This window comes from Pseudomonas sp. Au-Pse12, from assembly GCF_021341665.1.
Classification (GTDB): Bacteria; Pseudomonadota; Gammaproteobacteria; order Pseudomonadales; family Pseudomonadaceae; genus Aquipseudomonas.
On record NZ_JAJTTH010000008.1, the window covers coordinates 318,541 to 335,929 of the forward strand.

Genomic DNA, 17,389 nt, shown 5'->3' on the forward strand with positions numbered 1-17,389 from the left:
ATGAAGGAAATGTTCTTATGCGCCTGAATGCCAGCGTGATTGCGCTCTGTGTCGGATTGCTGGCGAGCCAGTGGGCCACCGCCGATGAGTTGCCGCAGCGCTGGGTCAGCGCCGGTGGGGCCTTGTCCGAGTGGGTGACGGCCTTGGGGGCCGAGTCGAAGCTGGTGGGCGTCGATACCACGAGCCAACACCCGGAGTCGCTCAAGGCGCTGCCGAGCATAGGCTATCAGCGTCAGTTGTCGGCCGAAGGCATCCTCAGTTTGCGGCCGCAGATCCTGGTGGGCACCGAGGAAATGGGGCCGCCGCCGGTGCTTTCGCAAATCCGCAGCGCCGGGGTCAAGGTCGAATTGTTTTCCGCCCAGGCCGACCTGCCGACCTTGCAACATACCTTGCAGCACCTGGGCCGGTTGTTGGGGCGTGAACAGCAGGCCGGGCAACTGTTCCAGGGGTATCAGCAACAGCTTGAACAACAGCAGGCCTGGGTCGTCCAGGCTCAAAGGCAACACACGGCGCCTGGGGTGCTGTTGTTGCTCGGGCATGCCGGTGGCAAAACCTTGATTGCGGGCAGGGACACCGCCGCAGACTGGTTGTTGCAGCAGGCCGGCGCTCGCAACCTGGCCACTCATACCGGCTACAAGCCATTCTCGGTTGAGTCCCTGGCGGGTTTGAATCCGCAGGTGCTGGTGTTCTCCGATCGCAGCTTGACAGGGGATGCTGCCCGAGTTGCTCTGTTCAAGGAGAGCCCGGTGCTGGCGTCCACGCCGGCGGCCAAGGCCGGGCGCGTGGTGGAGCTGGACCCCACCTTGCTGGTGGGTGGCCTGGGCCCCCGTTTGCCTGACAGCCTGAAGCGTCTGTCGGGCGCCTTTTATCCCCAGGCCAAGCCGGCCCAATGAGTCGTCTGGTCAAACCCCGGACATTGTTTCTTGGGCTGGGAGGCTTGTGTCTTGTGGCGGTCTGGCTGTCCCTGGCGTTGGGGCCGGTCAGCCTGCCTTTGTTCGATACCGTGCGCGCTTCGCTGCGCCTGCTTGGCTTGCCGATAGACGGGCGGGGGCTGGAGCAGGCGGAGCTGATTCTTGGGCAGATTCGCTTGCCCCGGACTCTGCTCGGCCTGGCGGTGGGAGGGGTTCTGGCCCTTTCCGGCGTGGCCATGCAGGGACTGTTTCGCAATCCCCTGGCGGACCCGGGGCTGGTGGGGGTTTCCAGTGGTGCGGCGCTTGGCGCCGCGATTGCTATTGTCGGCGGTTCGATGTTCGGCGGCTTGCCGGAGGCTGTCGGTCCCTATCTGCTCTCGGTGTGCGCCTTTCTTGGGGGCCTGGGAGTCACCGCGCTGGTTTATCGCCTGGGGCGGCGCAATGGGCAGACCCATGTGGCAACCATGCTGCTGGCGGGGATTGCCCTGACCGCGTTGGCCAGTTCGGCCGTGGGGTTGTTCACCTATCTGGCGGACGATGCCACGTTGCGCACCCTGACTTTCTGGAATCTTGGCAGCCTGAACGGTGCCAGTTATCAGCGTTTGTGGCCTTTGCTGCTGGTGACCACGGTCGTTGCACTGTGGCTGCCGCGGCGGGCCAAAGCGCTGAATGCCCTGCTATTGGGTGAGTCTGAGGCCAAGCATCTGGGCATTGATGTCGAAGGCCTCAAGCGCGAGCTGGTGTTCTGTACCGCCCTTGGCGTAGGTGCCGCCGTGGCGGCTGCGGGGATGATCGGTTTTGTCGGCCTGGTGGTGCCGCACCTGGTGCGTCTGCTGTCGGGGCCGGATCACCGGACGTTGCTCCCGGCCTCGATCCTGGCCGGTGCCAGCCTGTTGCTGTTGGCCGACCTAGTGGCGCGTCTGGCCCTGGCCCCCGCCGAGTTGCCCATCGGCATCGTCACCGCCTTTATCGGCGCGCCGTTCTTTCTGTACCTGTTGTTGCGAGGGCGTGCCTGATGTTGCGAGTCGAGAACCTGCATGTCCGGCGCGGCGGCAAAGACGTTCTGGCCGGTATCAATCTGCAATTGCTGCCCGGGGAGGTTCTGGGCGTGCTGGGGCCCAATGGCGCAGGTAAAAGCAGCTTGCTGGGGGCCTTGAGTGGCGAGTTGGCTGCTCATCAGGGGCGTGTGCTGCTGGATGACCGGGAGCTGCTGCATTGGCCGGGCGTCGAGCGCGCGCAACGTCTGGCGGTACTGCCCCAGTCCTCAAGCCTGGATTTTGCCTTTCGCGTCGAGGAGGTCGTGGGGCTGGGGCGTTTGCCGCATCAGACTGGCCGGGTGCGTGACGAGGCGATCATCAACGCCGCTCTGAATGCTGCCGATGTAGCGCATCTGTCGGGGCGCAGTTATCTGGCACTGTCTGGAGGCGAGCGTCAGCGGGTACATTTGGCGCGGGTCCTGGCGCAACTGTGGCCGGGCCAGGCAGGGCACAACCTGCTGCTGGATGAGCCGACCTCGGCTCTCGATCCCTTGCACCAGCACATTACCTTGCAGGCTATTCGCGCCTTTGCCGATCGTGGCGCAGCGGTGCTGGTGATCCTGCATGACCTGAATCTGGCGGCGCGCTACTGTGACCGGGTCTTGCTGCTTGAAGGTGGGTGTCCGCATTCATTGGGGTCGCCTGCCACGGTATTGCGCCCTGAGCCGCTGAAGGCGGTGTTCGGCCTGGAAGTGCTGGTTCAGGCGCATCCTGAGCGGGGGCACCCGTTGATCATTGCCCGTTGAGGCGGTTTCAGGAGAAACATGATGCGTGCACTGCCGTTGTTGCTGGCCATGCTGCTGGTTGCTTGCCAAGGCAGGCCGGTGATCCTGCCGCCGCCGGTAACTCCGGGTGCGGGCGGCATCATTGATCTGCGCACTGCCCAGGCGTTGACCCCGGCCGAGCTGGTGGAGCGGCTGGCCCCGGTGCAGCGGGTGATTGTCGGTGAGCAGCATGACAACGCCGACCATCATGCCCTGCAGCTTTGGCTCTTGCGCTCTATGGCTCAGGTACGACCGCAGGGCAGTCTGCTGCTGGAGATGCTGAACCCGGATCAACAACCAAGAGTCGATGAAGTACAGCGTTCTGTTGCAGGTCAGCGCCTGCCCGACAACCTGCCTGATGCACTGGCCTGGCAAGCGGGTTGGGACTGGAGCCTCTACGGTCCGCTGGTGAGCTTTGCCTTGCGTCAACCCTATCCCCTGCTCGCCGCTAATCTGGATCGCCAGGAGCTGCGGGCGGTCTACGCCAAAGCGCCAGCCCTGGTGGGAGAGCGGAGCAATGCGCGTTCGGTGACTGAGGCCTTGGCCGCGCAGATTCGTGATTCTCACTGTGGCCAGCTGCCCGAGAGCCAAGTGCCAGCGATGCTGGCGGTACAGCAGCAACGAGACCGGCGCATGGCCGAGCGCTTGCTGGCGGCCCCGGCTCCAGCGCTGTTGCTGGCCGGGGCGTTTCATGGGCGCAGGGATCTTGGCGTGCCTTTGCATCTGGCGGATCTGGACCGGAAGCAGGAAGTGGCGGTGCTGATTCTGGCGGAGCAGGGGCATCAGGTCGCTGCGGCGTCGGCCGACTACGTCTGGTACACGCCTCCTCAGCCGGCCAAGGATTATTGCGCGCAACTGCGGCGCTGATCGGAGTGCCTTTCTACAGGCAAAAAAAGACCCGGCAAGAGCCGGGTCAAATAACCGTGATTAGCCTGATGAGGAGATAATCTGAGAGTCCGAACCACTGGTCTTCCAGGTTATCGACTGATCTCGCGACCAGTTGTGATAATCATAACGATTCTCATTTAGATGTCAACACGGCTTTTCAGATTTCTGCATATTTTGCCAAACACCTGTTTGGAATTGCCCTGAAGCAGGGCTCAGCCCGGGTTGCTCAAGGTCATGAGCCGGGTCACTTCCTTGTTCAGCAGGTCGATGCGGCGTGCCATGCTTTCGATCAGGCTGTGAGCAATGCGTGGATTGCTCTGGGTCAGGCTGAGGAACTGGTCCTTGGGGATCAGCATGACTGTACTCGGTTCGCTGGCGATCACGCTGGCGCTGCGTTTCTCTCCCGTGAAGACCGCCATGGCGCCGAAAATCTCGTCTTTGGGAACGTCGCCCACCTTGTGGCCGTCGACAAAGGCCTGTGCATGGCCTTCCAGGATCACAAATACATGATCGGCTTCGTCTCCCTGGGCTATCAGCAGTTCGCCCGCTTCAACACGCTTGAAGCCGTTGTTGCTGCGCAATTCCGGAGGCTTGAGGCGAGCGATGGCATCGCAGAGCAGGGCGGTCTGACCGATCAGGTACTGCACTAACAGCTCAGAACGTTGTTCATCGGCATGGATGTGCTGAAAAACATCGGTTCTCAAATAGGGCGTCAACTGCAGGGGCGTGTCGCAGTACAGGTGCCATTGCGGGGGGGCAATGCCGCGCCGTAGCCCGACCAGATCTCCCTCATGCAGATAGAACAAGGGCCGCTCTTCAACACGGGCCTGGATCACGCCACTTTCCAGCAGGAACAATTGGTTGTCGGGCAATACGCTGGACAGTTGCTCCGTGGGGCCAAACTCCAGTACCGGACCGCAGGGCGAAAGCCCGTCCAGCAATTGCACCGGGATGCTTTGCAGTCGATTGATCAAGGCGTCGGCGTAAGCCGGTTGTTCCCCCAGTAGATACATTTGGCTCTGCCAGTCAGTTCTTGTGACGAGAGGAAATAGCGTCCAACTGTTTGTTCAATGCCTCTTTGCGTTCAGCCGGAAGGTCGTTCCAGTGCATGTCCATCAGGGCTCCCTCGATGGCGTAGAGCAGGACTTTGGAGGCGCGAAAACCACGGGTACGCACGGCTCGGTATGCATCCACCGCCCCCAGGCGTCGCAAGTCGGAAGCGCTATGGATGCCCACTGCATGCAGCCATTGCGCAGATGTCTTGCCAAGGTTCTTCAGGTGTTGCAGTTCATCATTCATTAAGCCTCCTGGCGATGGCCGAAGGGTCAGTGGGCAGCCTCAGAGAAGTGTAGCGCTCAGTAGAAAACGCGCTGTTCTTTGGTCGGGTTTGGCGCAAATGCTTCTAAGGCGAGGCAGCCAAGGCTCGATAACTGGCGTATTCAGGCCTTGTGCAGAAGGGGGAGGGGCAGAGCTACAGTCCGGCGCGCAGCGGGGCGCCGGACAGGGCAGGCGCTGGATGCTTCAGCGGGTGTTGTAACGCAGGCGCGTGCCGAAGTTGACCGACATGAGGATCTCGTCGGCGGTCAGTTCGACCGGGAAGTAGGCGCCGGAGATCTGTGCATGGGCCAGGCTTGCGCCCTCCATCGAGGCGTCGCGCAGGTCCAGGCCGCGCAGGTCGGCGGAACGGAAGTAGGCGTCAGTGAAGTCGATGCCCTGGGCGTTCAACTGTCGCAGGTCGAGGCCGCGGAAATCTCCGCCGCGCATGTCGACAGGCTTGTCTTTCGGACGCTCGCGGTTGAAACCGACGATGTCGTCCTTATGCAGCAGGGCGTAAAGCGGAGTATCCAGAAGTTTCGGTTGGCTCATGGCGACGTCACCAGTGTTGGATTTATGACGCCAGTATAGTGCCACTGTTTTTCAGCCGTGAAGTCTTTGCCACTTCACGGCTGAAATAACCGTTTACAGGCCTGGGAGGCGCTGACGAATGTTGGCGACCAGGGCATCCAGGCTGCCGCTTTCGTTGGTTTCTACGCGTTTACTGCGCAGCAGTTCTTCGTCGGTCAGGGGCTCGCGAGTGGCTTGCTGGATGGCAATCACTTCCAGGGTAGCGTCTGAAGGATCGTTCTGATCCGCTTGGCGCTGGGCCAGCCAGCTGGCAACCACGGCTTCGGGGGCATTGCAATCGATGATCAGGCAAGGTGTGCCGGTGGCTTCGGCTACCTTGGCGGCGGCATCGCGCTGGCTACGCTTGAGGTAGGTCGCATCGATCACTACCGGGAAACCGGCGCGCAGGATGGTCTCGGCAATTTCATGCAGGCGAGTGTAGGTAGCGTTGCTGGCTTCGCCGCTGTAGATGCCGGCATGTGGATCGTTGGGCACGTGCTGCTCACCGAACAAGCGCTTGCGCTCTACGTCGGAGCGCAGGCGAACGGCGCCCAGGGCCTCCACCAGGCGCATGGCCACGTGGCTCTTGCCGACGGCCGAGATGCCCGAAGTGATGGCCAGGAAACGCGATGGAATAGTGCTGTAGCTCTCCGCCAGGTTGGCGTAGTTGCGGTATTGACGCAGGGTGGTGGCGCGCTGCACTGGAGTGGCATCGGCCGGCATGCTGAACAGGCTGACCTTGGCGCGCACCAGGGCACGATAGGCTTTGTAGAAGTTGAGCAGCTCCAGGCCCTGGTAATCGCCGGTCAGCTCCAGGTACTGGCTGATGAAGCGGCGCGCCAGGCTTTTCAGGCCGCGGTCTTCAAGGTCCATGGCGAGGAAGCCGGTGTCGGCGTAGACGTCGGTGAAGCGGAACGGTTCGTTGAATTCGATGCAGTCGAAAATCACTACCTTGCCGTCGATCAAGGTGGCGTTGCCCAGGTGGATATCACCATGACATTCACGAATGAAACCTTCGCTCTTGCGCTGGGCCAGCAACGACTTGAGGCGTTCAAAGCTGGCCTCGGCCCAGGCTTCCAGGGCGTCGAGCTGTTGCAGGTCGGCCTTGTCGCTGAGGAAAGGGCGGATCTGCTCGAAGTTCTGGCGCACAGGAGCCATGACACTTTCCGGAGTGCCGGCTTCGTGTGCGGCCGGAACCTTGGGCGCGCTGAGGTGGAAGTGGGCAATCTGCTTGGCCATCTCGTCAATGTGCGCAGTGGTCAGTTCGCCGTTGGCCTGCAGGGTGCTGAGCAGCTGGCTTTGTGGAAACTGGCGCATTTTCAGCGCGTACTCGATCACCGGACCAGCGCCGCCCAGTACCGGTGCCTCGGCGCTGCCAGTGATCGGCAGGACGTCCAGGTACAGGTCCTCGGTCAGGCGCTGGTTGAGGCGCAGCTCTTCGCCGCAGAAGTGCGCGCGAGCATCCAGGTGGGTGAAGTCAAGGAAGCCGAAGTTGACCGGTTTCTTCACTTTATAGGCAAAGGGACCGGTGAGCAGGACCCAGGAGATGTGAGTTTCGATGACCTGAAACCCGTCTACGGGATGAGGATACAAAGCGGGGTTTTGCAGGGCAGCGATCAGTGACTGGCTCACGGGCGATCCTTCTGAGTCGGGAAAATCGAGGGCGTCATTATGGCCGCTGGGCGCGCTAAGGCAAACCTCGGGTGGCGCATGTTGACGATGAATAAAGTGCGTATAATCCGCCGCCATGACTCGTACCCGATCCCCCCGTTCTGCTAAAAAAACTCCGTCTGGTGGCCTGCGCCCCTGGCTGGGCTGGGCGCTCAAGCTCAGCCTGGTTGGTCTGGTGGTACTCGCCGGCTTTGCGGTTTACCTCGATGCTGTGGTTCAGGAAAAGTTCTCCGGCAAGCGCTGGACCATTCCGGCCAAGGTCTACGCGCGTCCGCTTGAGCTGTTCGTCGGACAAAAGCTCAGCAAGGACGATTTCCTCACGGAGCTCGATGCCCTGGGGTATCGCCGTGAAAGCGTCGCCAATGGCCCGGGCGCAGCCTCGGTCAATGGCAATACCGTGGACCTGAACACCCGTGGCTTCCAGTTCTATGAAGGCCTGGAGCAGGCCCAACCGGTGCGCGTGCGTTTCTCCGGCGACTATGTTGCAGAGCTGTCGGGCAGCAAGGGCGCGAAACTCGCGGTGGTGCGGTTGGAGCCGTTGCTGATCGGCGGGCTGTATCCGAAAAACCTTGAAGACCGGATTCTGATCAAGATCGATCAGGTTCCGCCTTACCTGCTGGAAACCCTGGTGGCGGTGGAAGACCGCGACTTCTATTCGCACTTCGGGGTGTCGCCCAAGTCGATTGCCCGTGCGATCTGGGTCAACACCTCGTCAGGCCAGATGCGACAGGGCGGTAGTACCCTGACTCAGCAGTTGGTGAAGAATTTCTTCCTGACCAACGAGCGCAGCCTGTCGCGCAAGCTCAATGAAGCGATGATGGCGCTGCTGCTGGAGCTGCACTACGACAAGCGCGAGATTCTCGAGGCCTATCTCAACGAGGTCTTTGTCGGTCAGGACGGCCAGCGTGCGGTGCACGGTTTCGGTCTGGCCAGCCAGTTCTTCTTCAGCCAGCCACTGTCCGAACTCAAGTTGCACCAAGTGGCGCTGTTGGTGGGGATGGTCAAAGGACCTTCCTATTACAACCCGCGACGCTACCCGGAGCGTGCTTTGGAGCGACGCAACCTGGTGCTCGATCTGCTGGCGCAGCAGGGCGTGGCTACGCCCGAACAGGTGGAAGCGGCGAAGAAAATGCCGCTGGGCGTGACCAAGCGCGGCAGCCTGGCGGACAGTTCGTTCCCCGGCTTCCTTGACCTGGTCAAGCGCCAATTGCGTGAAGACTACCGCGACGAAGACTTGACCGAGGAAGGGCTGCGGATCTTCACCAGTTTCGATCCGATCCTGCAGATGAAGGCCGAAGCCTCGGTCAATGACACCTTCAAGCGCCTGGCCGGGCGCAAGGGTTCGGAGGATGTCGAGGCGGCGATGGTGGTGACCAACCCGGAAACCGGCGAGGTGCAGGCCATGATCGGCAGTCGTCAGGCCAGTTTTGCCGGCTTCAACCGGGCGTTGGATGCGGTGCGTCCGATCGGCTCGCTGATCAAGCCGGCGGTTTACCTGACGGCCCTGGAAAAGCCCAGCCAGTACACCCTGACCAGTTGGCTGTCGGATGAAGCCTTTTCGGTGAAGGGCGCAGACGGCCAGGTATGGAAGCCGCAGAACTATGATCGGCGCTCCCACGGTACGGTTTTTCTGTATCAGGGCCTGGCTCATTCCTACAACTTGTCCACCGCTCGACTCGGCCTGGAAGTGGGGGTGCCGAATGTCTTGAAGACCCTTGGGCGCTTGGGGGTTACCCGCGAGTTCCCGGCCTTCCCATCGATGCTGCTGGGGGCGGGTGGCATGAGCCCGATGGAAGTGGCGACCATGTACCAGACGCTGGCCAATGGCGGTTTCAATACGCCGATGCGCGGGATTCGCAGCGTGTTGACCGCTGAAGGCGAGCCGCTCAAGCGTTATCCGTTCCAGATTCAGCAGCGCTTCGATGCCGGTTCGATCTACCTGATTCAAAGCGCGATGCAGCGCGTGATGCGCGAGGGCACCGGCAGCTCGGTGTACAACGTGTTGCCCAAGACCCTGACGTTGGCGGGCAAGACCGGTACCAGTAACGACTCCCGTGACAGCTGGTTCGCCGGTTTCAGCCAGGACCTGCTGGCGGTGGTCTGGCTGGGGCGTGACGATAACGGCAAGACACCTTTTACCGGCGCTACCGGTGCCTTGCAGGTATGGACCAGTTTCATGCGCAAGGCCGACCCGCTGCCGCTGGACATGCCGCAGCCTGACAACGTGGTTCAGGCCTGGGTCGATTCGCGTACAGGGCAGGGCTCCGATGCCAACTGTCCGGGGGCCGTGCAGATGCCGTATATTCGCGGCAGCGAACCGCCACCCGGCGCTTCTTGCGGTGGTGAAACCCCGGCAGGTAGCGATGTGATGGATTGGGTCAAAGGCTGGATGAACTAAGCGATGAGGGTTTGACGTGAACAAGTGGTGGGTTCCAGCTATTACAGCTTTGGCGTTGCTCAATGGTTGCGCCAGTGTGCAGCGCGGCTCCATTCCCGTCGTGGATTCCGGCACTGCCGTGTCCAACAGCGAGCGGATTTCCGCTTCCGGAGGCTTTCGCCAGACGACTATCAAGCGCCCGGCGCAGGCTCAAGCACAGGCCATCCCGGAAGATTCCGGGGTAGTGGTGATGGTTCCGGGCGGTGGCGCAACAGCTTCTGCGCCGATCAGCAGCTCGCCTATTACGCCTGGGCCGGTCAGTTCCGGGCCTATTACTCCAGGTCCGGTGGACGGTTCCGGCTATCAGCCGGCACCGATCAATCAGGGCACCTACAACATGCCTTCCACGCCGAGCGGGATCCCTTCGGCGCGTGCCGGTGGCCTGTCTGCCGATGAGCAGCTGGACGGCCCGGTGCTGGCGTTGTTGACCACTGCGCAACAGCAGCAGTCCAGCGGGGATCTGAACGGTGCGTCTTCCAGCCTCGAGCGGGCGCAGCGTGTTGCTCCGCGTGAGCCACAGGTGTTGTACCGTCTGGCGCAGGTGCGCATGGCCCAGGGGGATGCTCCCCAGGCCGAACAGTTCGCCCGCCGTGGCCTGAGCTTCGCCAATGGTCGCCCCGATCTTCAGGCCAGCTTGTGGGAGCTGATTGCCCAGGCGCGTGAGAAGCAGGGTGATGCCGCCGGTGCTGCCCAGGCGCGTCAGAAAGCCCGAGTCTCGCTGTGATGGATGAGCGCTTTCCGAAGATCGCCGAACAGCTGCTGCTGATCGAGCGTGAATTGCGTGTGCAGGGCCTGTGGGACGAGGCTGTGCCCAGCGCTGAAGCGCTGGCCAGTACTCAACCTTTTGCCGTGGACACCCTGGAGTTCGAGCAATGGCTGCAGTGGATCTTCCTGCCACGCATGAAGATGATTCTGGAGCAGGATTTGCCGCTGCCCAGCGCGTCCGGTATCCAGGAAATGGCTGAGATGGTGTTCTCCACTCGCCCGATGCAGGGGCGCGACCAGCAGTTGCGAGTCCTGCTCAAAGAGTTTGATCAACTCATCGTTGCTACCCGCTGAATCACGGCTGCCAGGTGCGCCTGGCAGTCGCTGTCTTTCCTCTCTTGCACTCCTGTTCTTGACACCTGAGGTCACCCCTTCAGCGGGCGCGTTCTTTCCTGCGTGCTACTTCTCGCGACGTCGTCCGATACGACGCATGGCAATCTGGCAATAGGGCGCAGACGAAAGTCCGGCTTCGTATTTCTGAGAAGCTTGCTGAAGTTTGCGCAATTGAAGCGCAGACAGTTGTCGATTTTGGGTTTTTTCTTGCGTTCTCATGCGCTTAGTTCGAATTAACTACATAGACGACTTGACTTGAAGAGGACGAAACAGAAGAATCCAAAGTCCGCTGTAGAGGGACTGCCAGAAGCAGACCCACTCAGCAGATCATGAGGCGCACATCCGCGCCGAAGTGCTACACCCGCAACGCGTTACCTCGCGCTGGGTGGGAAAACCCCGCAACACTTTGGGGCGCTCCCAATACTTGCTCAGTCAGTGCTGACGTAGTCGGCGACCACCGTCGCTCATGCTCTGCTGAGAAGTAAACCTATTAAGACCCGCTCCCTTTTGAGGGCGGTATTCTGGCGTTTTAGAGGTGAACAACGTGGAGCTTTTATCTGGCGGTGAGATGCTCGTCCGCTTTTTGCGTGACGAAGGCGTCAAGTATATCTACGGGTACCCGGGTGGTGCTCTCCTTCATGTTTACGATGCCCTGTTCAAAGAACCGGAAGTGACCCACATCCTGGTTCGTCATGAACAAGCGGCAACCCATATGGCTGACGGCTATGCCCGTGCCACCGGTAAAGCCGGCGTGGTACTGGTGACTTCCGGCCCGGGCGCGACCAATGCCATTACCGGTATTGCCACCGCCTATATGGACTCGATTCCAATGGTGATCATTTCCGGTCAGGTGCCTAGCACCATGGTCGGCACCGACGCGTTCCAGGAAACCGACATGATCGGTATCTCCCGGCCGATCGTGAAGCACAGCTTCATGATCAAGCACGCTTCGGAAATCCCGGAAGTCATGAAGAAGGCGTTCTACCTGGCGCAATCCGGTCGTCCTGGCCCGGTGGTGGTCGATATCCCCAAGGACATGACCAATCCGGCTGAAAAGTTCGAATACGTTTTTCCCAAGAAAGCCAAGCTGCGCTCCTACAGCCCAGCTGTTCGTGGTCACTCCGGGCAAATCCGCAAGGCGGCAGAAATGCTCCTGGCGGCCAAGCGTCCTGTGCTTTATGCCGGCGGCGGGGTGATCCTTGGCGGCGGTTCCGCACCGCTGACCGAACTGGCCAAGATGCTCAATCTGCCAGTGACCAATACCCTGATGGGCTTGGGTGCCTATCCGGGCACCGATCGGCAGTTCGTCGGTATGCTCGGCATGCACGGCAGCTACACCGCCAACCTGACCATGCACCACGCTGACGTGATCCTGGCTGTTGGCGCACGCTTTGATGATCGGGTTATCAACGGTGCACCGAAGTTCTGCCCGAACGCCAAGATCATCCACGTCGATATCGACCCGGCTTCCATCTCCAAGACCATCAAGGCCGATGTGCCTATCGTGGGGCCAGTGGAGAGCGTGCTGACCGAAATGGTCGCGGCACTCAAGGAAATCGGCGAGACCCCGAACAAGGACACGGTGGCCAGCTGGTGGAAGCAGATTGACGAGTGGCGCGGTGATCGCGGCCTGTTCCCTTACGACAAGGGCGACGGCAGCATCATCAAGCCGCAGACCGTGATCGAGACTCTGTGCGAAGTGACCAAGGGCGATGCCTTTGTCACCTCCGACGTGGGTCAGCACCAGATGTTCGCCGCGCAGTATTACAAGTTCAACAAACCCAACCGCTGGATCAACTCCGGTGGCCTGGGCACCATGGGCTTCGGTTTCCCGGCGGCCATGGGCGTCAAACTGAGCTTTCCTGAGAATGATGTCGCCTGCGTCACCGGCGAAGGCAGTATCCAGATGAACATTCAGGAGCTGTCCACCTGCTTGCAGTACGGTCTGCCGGTCAAGATCGTCAACCTGAATAACGGTGTGCTGGGCATGGTGCGCCAATGGCAGGACATGAGCTACGGCAGCCGCCACTCGCACTCCTACATGGAATCGCTGCCTGATTTCGTCAAGTTGGTTGAAGCCTATGGGCATGTGGGCATGCGCGTCACGGACCTGAAGGATCTGAAACCGAAGATGGAAGAGGCGTTCGCCATGAAGGATCGCCTGGTATTCCTCGATATCCAGGTTGATACCAGCGAGCACGTCTACCCGATGCAGATCAAAGACGGCTCCATGCGCGATATGTGGCTGAGCAAGACGGAGCGTACTTAATCATGCGGCACATCATTTCCTTGCTTCTGGAAAACGAACCGGGCGCTCTGTCTCGTGTAGTCGGTCTGTTCTCGCAGCGTAACTACAACATTGAAAGCCTGACCGTGGCACCGACCGAAGACCCGACTTTGTCGCGTTTGACCCTTACCACGGTTGGTCACGATGAGATCATCGAGCAGATCACCAAGAACCTGAACAAACTGGTTGAGGTGGTGAAGCTGGTGGACCTGTCGGAGAGTGCTCACATCGAGCGTGAGCTGATGTTGGTCAAGATCAAGGCTACTGGCGCCCAGCGCGCCGAGGTCAAGCGCACCACCGATATTTACCGCGGGCAGATCGTTGATGTCAGCGCTAGCGTGTATACCGTTCAATTGACCGGTACCAGCGACAAGCTCGACAGCTTCATTCAATCGATCGGCACCGCATCGATTCTGGAAACCGTACGCAGTGGCGTCACCGGGATTGCCCGTGGCGACAAAGTACTGAGCATCTAAACCAAATTAGCGAATGGCCGGAACGGCCTGATATAGGGGAAATTCATGAAAGTTTTCTACGATAAAGACTGCGACCTGTCGATCATCCAGGGTAAGAAAGTTGCCATCATCGGCTACGGTTCCCAGGGCCACGCTCAAGCTTGCAACCTGAAAGACTCCGGCGTTGATGTGACTGTCGGCCTGCGCAAAGGCTCCGCTACCGTTGCCAAGGCAGAAGCCCACGGCCTGAAAGTGACCGACGTTGCTGCAGCCGTTGCCGGCGCCGACCTGGTCATGATCCTGACCCCGGACGAATTCCAGTCCCAGCTGTACAAGAACGAAATCGAGCCGAATATCAAAAAAGGCGCCACCCTGGCCTTCTCCCACGGCTTCGCGATCCACTACAACCAGGTTGTACCGCGTGCCGACCTTGACGTGATCATGATCGCGCCGAAGGCTCCGGGCCACACCGTGCGTTCCGAGTTCGTCAAGGGCGGCGGTATCCCTGACCTGATCGCCATCTACCAGGACGCCTCCGGCAACGCCAAGAACGTTGCTCTGTCCTACGCAGCAGGCGTGGGCGGCGGCCGTACCGGCATCATCGAAACCACCTTCAAGGACGAGACTGAAACCGACCTGTTCGGCGAGCAGGCTGTTCTGTGTGGCGGTACCGTTGAGCTGGTCAAAGCGGGCTTTGAAACCCTGGTTGAAGCGGGCTATGCGCCAGAAATGGCCTACTTCGAATGCCTGCACGAACTGAAACTGATCGTAGACCTCATGTACGAAGGCGGTATCGCCAACATGAACTACTCGATCTCCAACAACGCCGAGTACGGCGAGTACGTGACTGGCCCGGAAGTCATCAACGCCGAATCCCGTCAGGCCATGCGCAACGCTCTGAAGCGCATCCAGGACGGCGAATACGCCAAGATGTTCATCAGCGAAGGCGCTACCGGCTACCCATCGATGACCGCCAAGCGTCGTAACAACGCTGCTCACGGTATCGAAATCATCGGCGAGCAACTGCGCTCGATGATGCCGTGGATCGGTGCCAACAAAATCGTCGACAAAGCCAAGAACTAAGTTCGAGTCTTGTCAGGGAAAACGCGGCCTAGGCCGCGTTTTTTCGTTTGGACGGGTAGGTTCTGGTATAAAGCTGGATCCTTTGTGGCCGAATCGCGGCCCTGAGTATCTGTCGAAACTTTTCACACCGTTGCAAGGTATTGTCCATGAGCGAACGTCCCGAAGAGCCAAACCAGGCCTCTGACGCCGAAAGCCTGCTACCCATCGATGAGCATGTCGAAGAAGGGCATGACGCTGAAGGCCGTAAAGTCCGGCATCGTGGTATCTATCTTCTGCCGAATCTGTTCACCACTGCGAACCTGTTCGCAGGGTTCTATTCCATCATCAGCTCCATGAGTGCCCAGAGTGCGATGAGTGCCGGGGATGCGGCGGGGGCGAGCAAGTATTTTGCCTTTGCCGCAATCGCGATATTCGTGGCCATGGTGCTTGATGGCCTGGATGGGCGAGTCGCCCGCATGACCAACACCCAGAGTGCTTTCGGTGCCGAGTACGACTCGCTGTCCGATATGGTTGCCTTCGGGGTTGCTCCTGCGTTGCTGGCCTTTGGCTGGGCCTTGGGCGACATGGGCAAGGTCGGCTGGATGGTCGCCTTCATCTATGTGGCGGGTGCGGCCTTGCGTCTGGCGCGCTTCAATACTCAGGTGGGTACTGCCGACAAGCGTTATTTCATCGGTCTCGCCAGCCCGGCTGCTGCGGGTGTGGTGGCGGGGATTGTCTGGGCTTTCAGCGATTACGGTATTCAGGGATCGAAGATGTCGTTCCTGGTGGCGTTGATGGTTGCGGCGGCTGGCATGCTGATGGTCAGCAATATCAAGTACAACAGCTTCAAGGACCTGGACCTGAAAGGGCGGGTGCCTTTTGTGGCAATTCTGGCTGTCGTGCTGGTGTTTGCCGTGGTGTTCAGCGATCCGCCACGTATTCTGCTGTTGGTGTTCCTCGCTTATGCGGCTTCGGGCCCTATCCAGTACTTGTTGCACCTGCGTCGTCGCAAAAGCGTCGAGTGATGTAATTTCCTCCATACTCCGCAGTCTATTGGTACATCTGTCCTCCAATGCTGCGGAGTTGCCATGTTGTTCAAATTCCCCAAAGCGTCTGACTGTCATGAGTCGGATGTCACGCCAGAATCTCTTTATCTCTCTCGACGCAGTTTGCTGGGTGGTGCGGTAGCAGGCCTGGCCTTTGCCGGTTTGCCCCGTTGGGCGGCTGCGCAGGATGCGGCGCGTTACGCCGATGTGGAGCCGGGCCATGCACCTGCGTGGTTCTCCGACAAGCTGAGCAAGACTCAGTGGCAAGCCGTAACAGTCAAGGATGAGGCGATCACGCCTTTCAAGGATGCGACCCACTACAACAACTTCTATGAGTTCGGTACTGACAAGGGCGACCCAGCGGCGAACGCGGGGGCACTCAAGACTGAGCCATGGAGTGTGGTGGTGGACGGTGAGGTCGCCAAGCCTGGGCGCTATGCCCTCGAAGACTTCATGAAGCCATATTCGTTGGAAGAGCGTATTTATCGACTTCGCTGCGTAGAAGCCTGGTCGATGGTGATTCCCTGGATAGGCTTTCCCATCTCGGCGTTGCTCAAACAGGTGGAGCCAACCAGTAAGGCCAAGTTCATTCGTTTTGAAACACTGCAGGATCCTAAGAGCATGCCGGGCCAGCGTTCTGGTTTTGCCCTGATCGACTGGCCCTATGTTGAAGGCTTGCGTATTGATGAAGCGATGAACCCGCTGGCGATTCTTGCGGTAGGGATGTATGGGCGTGAACTGCCTAACCAGAATGGCGCACCATTGCGTCTGGTGGTGCCATGGAAATATGGCTTCAAAAGTGTGAAGTCTATTGTGCGTATCAGCTTGGTCGACGAGCAGCCAAAGACTACTTGGCAGAGTATTGCATCCAACGAATATGGCTTTTACGCGAATGTGAATCCGACAGTTGATCATCCGCGATGGACTCAAGCGCGAGAGCGTCGTCTGCCCAGCAGCCTGTTCAGTCCCAATGTGCGGGAAACGCAGATGTTCAATGGTTACTCGGATGAGGTTGCCTCTTTATATAGCGGCATGGATCTGCGGAAGAACTACTGATGCGTTATTCGTTCTGGCGTATTGGCGTCTTTATTGCGGCGGCCATCTGGCCGCTGTATTGGCTGTACGAAGCTTGGGATTCGGTCCTGGGCCCCGACCCGGGCAAGGTACTGGTTGATCGTCTGGGCTTGGGCACGCTGGTGCTGCTGTTGATTACCTTGGCCATGACTCCCATGCAGAAGCTCACTGGCTGGCCGGGCTGGATAGCTGTGCGCCGACAACTGGGTCTATGGTGCTTTGCCTATGTAGTGCTGCACTTGAGTGCCTATGGGGTATTCATTCTGGGGTTGGACTGGTCTCAGTTGGGAGTGGAGTTGCGTAAACGCCCCTATATCTTTGTCGGAAGCTTGGGGTTCCTTCTTCTTTTGGTATTGGCACTGACATCCAATCGCTATAGTCAGCGTCGTCTAGGGGGGCGCTGGAAAAAGCTGCATCGCCTGGTTTATCTCATCCTTGGGCTTGGGCTGCTGCATATGCTCTGGATTGTCCGGGCTGATTTGAAGGAGTGGGTGGTTTACGCTTCTATAGGTGCGCTGCTGTTGCTGCTACGTGTGCCGGCAGTGATGCGTCGCATTCCCCGCTTAATCGCTAAAAAAGCACCTTCTGCAACAAAAACGTAATTAACCCTTGACGGCAGATTCTACAGGCCTATAATTCGCCCCACTTCCGGCGCAGTCGAAACGAAAAACTCCTTGAGATTCAATGAGTTACACGGTTTTCGACAGCGGTTACGCTTCAGTTCATCGAAGCCAGAAGCAGTTGGTAAGGCAGTGAGTATTCGCCTTATTAACGA

17 protein-coding genes are annotated in these 17,389 nt (G+C 59.6%); 13 read left to right on the plus strand and 4 right to left on the minus strand.

Annotation, left to right across the window (positions count from 1 at the left end; all coding sequences use genetic code 11):
- The first annotated feature begins 17 nt into the window (after positions 1-17).
- The 4 genes from LXM55_RS23250 to LXM55_RS23265 are packed head-to-tail and all read left to right on the plus strand — an operon-like array spanning position 18 to position 3,579.
- Complete coding sequence (locus tag LXM55_RS23250; protein ID WP_233322506.1) at positions 18-893, plus strand: heme/hemin ABC transporter substrate-binding protein; 876 nt, start codon at positions 18-20, stop codon at positions 891-893.
- Positions 890-1,927, plus strand: a complete 1,038-nt coding sequence (locus LXM55_RS23255) for a FecCD family ABC transporter permease (RefSeq protein ID WP_233322507.1) — start codon at positions 890-892, stop codon at positions 1,925-1,927. The genes LXM55_RS23250 and LXM55_RS23255 overlap by 4 nt, the downstream gene beginning before the upstream one ends.
- Positions 1,927-2,694, plus strand: coding sequence for a heme ABC transporter ATP-binding protein (locus LXM55_RS23260; RefSeq protein ID WP_233322508.1), 768 nt, complete (start codon positions 1,927-1,929; stop codon positions 2,692-2,694). The genes LXM55_RS23255 and LXM55_RS23260 overlap by 1 nt, the downstream gene beginning before the upstream one ends.
- Positions 2,695-2,715: 21 nt before the next feature.
- The gene (locus LXM55_RS23265) at positions 2,716-3,579 is read left to right on the plus strand and encodes a ChaN family lipoprotein (RefSeq protein ID WP_233322524.1); all 864 of its coding nucleotides are present in this window, start codon (positions 2,716-2,718) and stop codon (positions 3,577-3,579) included.
- A 233-nt stretch (positions 3,580-3,812) separates the two neighbouring features.
- Here LXM55_RS23265 and LXM55_RS23270 read toward each other — a convergent pair whose 3' ends face one another.
- The 4 genes from LXM55_RS23270 to LXM55_RS23285 form a co-directional block, all read right to left on the minus strand.
- Positions 3,813-4,613: a Crp/Fnr family transcriptional regulator gene (locus LXM55_RS23270; protein WP_233322509.1), complete on the minus strand. Its 801-nt coding sequence runs from the start codon at positions 4,611-4,613 to the stop codon at positions 3,813-3,815.
- A 13-nt stretch (positions 4,614-4,626) separates the two neighbouring features.
- Complete coding sequence (locus LXM55_RS23275) at positions 4,627-4,899, minus strand: TfoX/Sxy family protein (RefSeq protein ID WP_011063495.1); 273 nt, start codon at positions 4,897-4,899, stop codon at positions 4,627-4,629.
- Positions 4,900-5,121: 222 nt separating this feature from the next.
- Positions 5,122-5,466: a pentapeptide repeat-containing protein gene (locus LXM55_RS23280; RefSeq protein WP_233322510.1), complete on the minus strand. Its 345-nt coding sequence runs from the start codon at positions 5,464-5,466 to the stop codon at positions 5,122-5,124.
- Positions 5,467-5,559: 93 nt separating this feature from the next.
- On the minus strand, positions 5,560-7,116 hold the full coding sequence (locus tag LXM55_RS23285; protein WP_233322511.1) for a bifunctional aminoglycoside phosphotransferase/ATP-binding protein: 1,557 nt from the start codon (positions 7,114-7,116) through the stop codon (positions 5,560-5,562).
- A 115-nt stretch (positions 7,117-7,231) separates the two neighbouring features.
- Here LXM55_RS23285 and mrcB point away from each other — a divergent pair, with 115 nt between their 5' ends.
- The 9 genes from mrcB (at position 7,232) to msrQ (ending at position 17,216) form a co-directional block, all read left to right on the plus strand.
- On the plus strand, positions 7,232-9,553 hold the full coding sequence (gene mrcB / locus LXM55_RS23290) for a penicillin-binding protein 1B (protein ID WP_233322512.1): 2,322 nt from the start codon (positions 7,232-7,234) through the stop codon (positions 9,551-9,553).
- 16 nt (positions 9,554-9,569) lie between these two features.
- Positions 9,570-10,316, plus strand: coding sequence for a tetratricopeptide repeat protein (locus LXM55_RS23295; RefSeq protein WP_233322513.1), 747 nt, complete (start codon positions 9,570-9,572; stop codon positions 10,314-10,316).
- Positions 10,316-10,651 carry a YqcC family protein gene (locus tag LXM55_RS23300; protein ID WP_233322514.1) on the plus strand — a complete coding sequence of 112 codons (336 nt, stop codon included), beginning with the start codon at positions 10,316-10,318 and terminating at the stop codon, positions 10,649-10,651. The genes LXM55_RS23295 and LXM55_RS23300 overlap by 1 nt, the downstream gene beginning before the upstream one ends.
- A gap of 583 nt (positions 10,652-11,234) precedes the next feature.
- A complete protein-coding gene (locus LXM55_RS23305; RefSeq protein WP_233322515.1) occupies positions 11,235-12,959 on the plus strand; it encodes an acetolactate synthase 3 large subunit in 1,725 nt (574 codons plus the stop codon).
- Between the two features lie 2 nt (positions 12,960-12,961).
- Positions 12,962-13,453 (plus strand): acetolactate synthase small subunit, encoded by a 492-nt coding sequence (gene ilvN / locus LXM55_RS23310; protein ID WP_011063488.1) that lies wholly within the window; start codon positions 12,962-12,964, stop codon positions 13,451-13,453.
- Between the two features lie 45 nt (positions 13,454-13,498).
- Positions 13,499-14,515 (plus strand): ketol-acid reductoisomerase, encoded by a 1,017-nt coding sequence (gene ilvC / locus LXM55_RS23315; RefSeq protein ID WP_007959661.1) that lies wholly within the window; start codon positions 13,499-13,501, stop codon positions 14,513-14,515.
- A 146-nt stretch (positions 14,516-14,661) separates the two neighbouring features.
- Positions 14,662-15,519 carry a CDP-diacylglycerol--serine O-phosphatidyltransferase gene (gene pssA / locus LXM55_RS23320; RefSeq protein ID WP_011063487.1) on the plus strand — a complete coding sequence of 286 codons (858 nt, stop codon included), beginning with the start codon at positions 14,662-14,664 and terminating at the stop codon, positions 15,517-15,519.
- A gap of 63 nt (positions 15,520-15,582) precedes the next feature.
- Complete coding sequence (gene msrP / locus LXM55_RS23325) at positions 15,583-16,596, plus strand: protein-methionine-sulfoxide reductase catalytic subunit MsrP (protein ID WP_233322516.1); 1,014 nt, start codon at positions 15,583-15,585, stop codon at positions 16,594-16,596.
- Complete coding sequence (gene msrQ / locus LXM55_RS23330) at positions 16,596-17,216, plus strand: protein-methionine-sulfoxide reductase heme-binding subunit MsrQ (protein WP_233322517.1); 621 nt, start codon at positions 16,596-16,598, stop codon at positions 17,214-17,216. Before msrP ends, msrQ begins: the two co-directional genes overlap by 1 nt.
- The last annotated feature ends 173 nt before the right edge of the window (positions 17,217-17,389 follow it).